Source organism: Bacteroidota bacterium, from assembly GCA_030706565.1.
GTDB lineage: Bacteria > Bacteroidota > Bacteroidia > Bacteroidales > JAUZOH01 > JAUZOH01.
Window position 1 is genome coordinate 1 of the sequence record JAUZOH010000383.1, and the last position, 3,562, is coordinate 3,562.

Consider the following 3,562-nt stretch of genomic DNA (forward strand, 5'->3'; position numbering starts at 1 on the left):
GGCCTGGGTATCGTCATTAAAATAATCTTTCATGTTGATATTCCGGTCTTTAAAATATTTATAGCCTTGTTTCTGATTTATGTCGGAATAAAAATGCTGGTGGGTAATCCTTTTCATTGTCACAATCATTTTTATACCTCAAATAAAAATGATGTTATTTTCGAAGATACTCAGGTTGCAGGAGACAGTATTGAAAATGCCGAACATAACGTGATTTTTGGCAGTGCTATTTTTGATTTACAGAATACGGAGATCAAAAAGAATCCTTCAGTTTTCACTCTTCATACTGTATTTGGAAAATCAGTTGTCAAATTGAAGAAAGGTACACCCTTGAAGGTAGAGGTGAATACTGCTTTTGCCGGTGTAAATCTGCCGAACGGGAATACAACGGTTCTCGGAAATTCAAAATATGTATCGGATAGTCTGGATGTAAATAAAAATTATCTTTTTATAAAGGCCGATGTGGTGTTTGGTGGTCTTGACATAGTTTATGAATAAAAATTTATGGAAAAAATTGCCATTTTCCCCGGTTCCTTTGATCCTTTCACAATTGGCCATGAGTCGGTAGTCCGCAGAGCGTTATCACTTTTTGATAAGATAATTATTGCAATCGGAGTCAACAAGAACAAGAAAGAGTATTTTACACTCGAAGCCCGCATGGCTGCTATAGAATCTGTATTCAAAAATGATGAAAACATTATTGTCGATCATTATGATGACCTTACTGTAGATTATTGCAGAAAACATAAGGCTAAATATATTCTGAGGGGATTACGCACTGCTGCTGATTTTGAATATGAACGGGCCATCGCCCAGGCAAATAAAGCAATGGATCCTGAAATTGAATCTGTTTTCCTGCTTACTGTTCCGGAACATACTTTTATAAATTCATCAATAGTACGTGATATCCTTTTACATGGTGGTGACGCTTCTTTATTCCTGCCTAAGAACTTGGATCTTGATACATATAAGAAAGGAAGTCTGTCCTTTTGAGGTTTTAATTTCGGTACATAGATAAATGAAATATAACTATTCCCGTCTTTTTTTCGTCTTGTTTTTTTTAGGGGTTGTCTTTTCTCAGGCTTGGTCACAAACTACCGTGACGGGTTGTGCTCCTGATTATGCAGGGAGTGAACTGATCCTTAATTCGTACTCTGACCCTTTTACAGGATCTGAAAAAGAAATTTCAAGGTGTCCGGTCGATAAACAGGGAAATTTTTCACTTAAGTTCCAGATTCAGGAAACCCAGTCTGTTTTTCTTCACCTGGGTATTTACAACTGCAATTTGTATGTTAAACCCGGAGTGAACTATCAGGTGGTTCTGCCTTCAAAAAAATTAAAGTCACCGGCCGATGAAGTAAATCCTTATTTTGAGGAAACTACTTTAGCCCTGAGTGCAAGGGAATCCGATGGTGATTCTCTGAATGCCAAAATCCTTGCCTTCGATGATCGTTTTTATCCCTGCCTGAATAAATTTCTGCTGATGAAAAGGGGGAAAACCCTGTTTCATTCTTTAGATTCGGCCATTCTCACGCTTTCTGTCTCGTTCACACCACAGGACACCAATTATTTTGAGAATTATGTAAAATATCGCATCGGACTTTTACGATTCTTGGTTTTTCAACATCCTGCCCGTTCTACTTCCGATTCCTTATTCCTGACCCGGAAAATACTTTACCACAATACTGCCTATATTGAATTGTTTAATCAGGTATATGATAAATATTTCCTGTTTTTTGGGCGTACAAAGAAGGGTGAAAAAATATATGATGATATTGGCAGGGACAAGAGTTATGCGGAATTAAGGCAGACCCTGGGAAGTGATTTGACCCTTGGAAATAAAGCTTTGCTTGAATTGGTTATTTTAAAAGGCCTGCATGATGAATTTTATGGAAGCAATTTCTCCCGTTCGGCTTTGTTGAACGTATTGGATTCCTTGCGGTCGTCTACGCAGATTGAAGAACACCGGTCAATTGCAGATCATATCAGGGCTAAAGTTACCCGTTTGTTGCCTGGTTTTGAACCTCCCCCTTTTACCTTGTACAATGCAGACAGTACACTGGTAAAACTTTCTGATTTTAAGGGAAAATGGGTTTATCTGAATTTCGGAGTTACCATGAGTTATACCTGCATGAAGGAAGATGAAATTCTGGACAGGCTGGAGAAAAAATTTAAAGGACAATTTAAAATAGTTACGGTAAGCTTTGACGATAATTTCAAAACGATGAGGAATTATGTGAAACGGAAGGGTTATACCTGGACTTTCCTTTATTGCGGCAACCAGACCTCTCTTTTAAAGGAATATAACATCAGGGCTTTTCCGACCTGCTATTTGATCAATCCAGATGGTAAACTGAGCATTTCTCCCGCTCCTTTACCGTCCGAGAATATCGAACTTACTATATTCTCGGCGATGAGAAGCAGGGGCGATTTATGATTTTATTAAACCTGCTTTTTCAAAAACATCGATTAATGAGGCATAGGTGTTTTCCAGGGGTTGACTTAATTCTTCCTTTGAAAACCATTTTGCTTCGGTGATGTCTTCTTTTGTTAGCGGCACCGGTTTTACAAAATCTTCATAAAACATATTAAACCAGGATGTCCTTTTGAGGACGGTCACCCCGTGTAAATTGTAAGTATGAAAGGTCTGATGCAGAAGTCCGGATAGTTTGATGTTTTTCAGGCCTACTTCTTCCCAGATTTCACGAATGGCCGTTTGTTCAGCAGTTTCACCTTTTTCGGCTTTGCCTTTGGGTAAATCCCATTTGTTGAAGCGCTTAATTAGAAGTATTTTCCCTTCGCTGTTTTTGATAATTCCACCGGCGGCTTCAATTAAACGATAACAGGAAATAAAATCTCCAAGAAGGACTTCTAAATTTTCGGCATAAATAAAAAGTTTATTAACTTCGACCCTGTCTTCAAAGAGATGAATGATCTTAAGTAATTCTTCTTTAGAGGAATATTTGAAAAAAAGACCATTTTCTTTGCTGATATAATCCTTTATGTTATCGATCAGGAAAATAGTCCTGTTGTTATAAAAAACTTTATACATTTGTGACATGATAAACAGAGAAAAAATAATTGCCCAATACTTATTGCAAAGTAAAGCAATAAAATTAGAACCTGCAAACCCATTTACCTGGGCCTCGGGTATGCATGCCCCTATTTATTGTGATAACCGGAAAACATTGTCGCTTCCCGAGATAAGATCGGTCATCAGGGATGAATTCACCAAAATGATCAGTGAAAATTTTGTTCAAGCCGAGATGATTGCTGGAGTTGCTACAGGTGCCATCGCACAGGGCGCTTTGGTTGCTGATAAGATGAACCTTCCTTTTGTTTATGTTAGGTCTGAGCCTAAAAAGCATGGTTTGGAAAACCTGATAGAAGGGATTGTGGTTCCGGGGAAAAAGGTGGTTGTGGTAGAAGATCTTATTTCTACCGGGGGCAGTAGCTTAAAAGCTGTGGAATCTTTAAGAAAAGCCGGGTGCCGGGTGCTTGGGCTGGTAGCTATTTTCTCCTATGGCTTTGACAAGGCCATTGAAAACTTCAAAAATGCCAA

Annotated in this window: 5 protein-coding genes; 4 read left to right on the forward strand and 1 reads right to left on the reverse strand. The window is 38.4% G+C overall.

What is annotated here, in order from left to right:
• The 3 genes from Q8907_14420 to Q8907_14430 all read left to right on the forward strand — a co-directional run.
• The coding region (locus Q8907_14420) for a hypothetical protein (protein ID MDP4275466.1) at positions 1–498 on the forward strand (498 nt) is incomplete at its 5' end.
• 6 nt (positions 499–504) lie between these two features.
• Positions 505–993, forward strand: a complete 489-nt coding sequence (coaD, locus tag Q8907_14425) for a pantetheine-phosphate adenylyltransferase (GenBank protein ID MDP4275467.1) — start codon at positions 505–507, stop codon at positions 991–993.
• A gap of 25 nt (positions 994–1,018) precedes the next feature.
• Positions 1,019–2,437: a TlpA disulfide reductase family protein gene (locus tag Q8907_14430; GenBank protein ID MDP4275468.1), complete on the forward strand. Its 1,419-nt coding sequence runs from the start codon at positions 1,019–1,021 to the stop codon at positions 2,435–2,437.
• Here the strand turns inward: Q8907_14430 and Q8907_14435 are convergent.
• A complete protein-coding gene (locus Q8907_14435; GenBank protein MDP4275469.1) occupies positions 2,432–3,052 on the reverse strand; it encodes an NUDIX domain-containing protein in 621 nt (206 codons plus the stop codon). The two genes, Q8907_14430 and Q8907_14435, sit on opposite strands and share 6 nt — an antisense overlap.
• Positions 3,053–3,059: 7 nt before the next feature.
• On the opposite strand from Q8907_14435, the gene pyrE reads away from it, so the two are divergent.
• Positions 3,060–3,562, forward strand: a 503-nt coding sequence (pyrE, locus tag Q8907_14440; GenBank protein MDP4275470.1) for an orotate phosphoribosyltransferase, incomplete at its 3' end; no start/stop codon positions are given.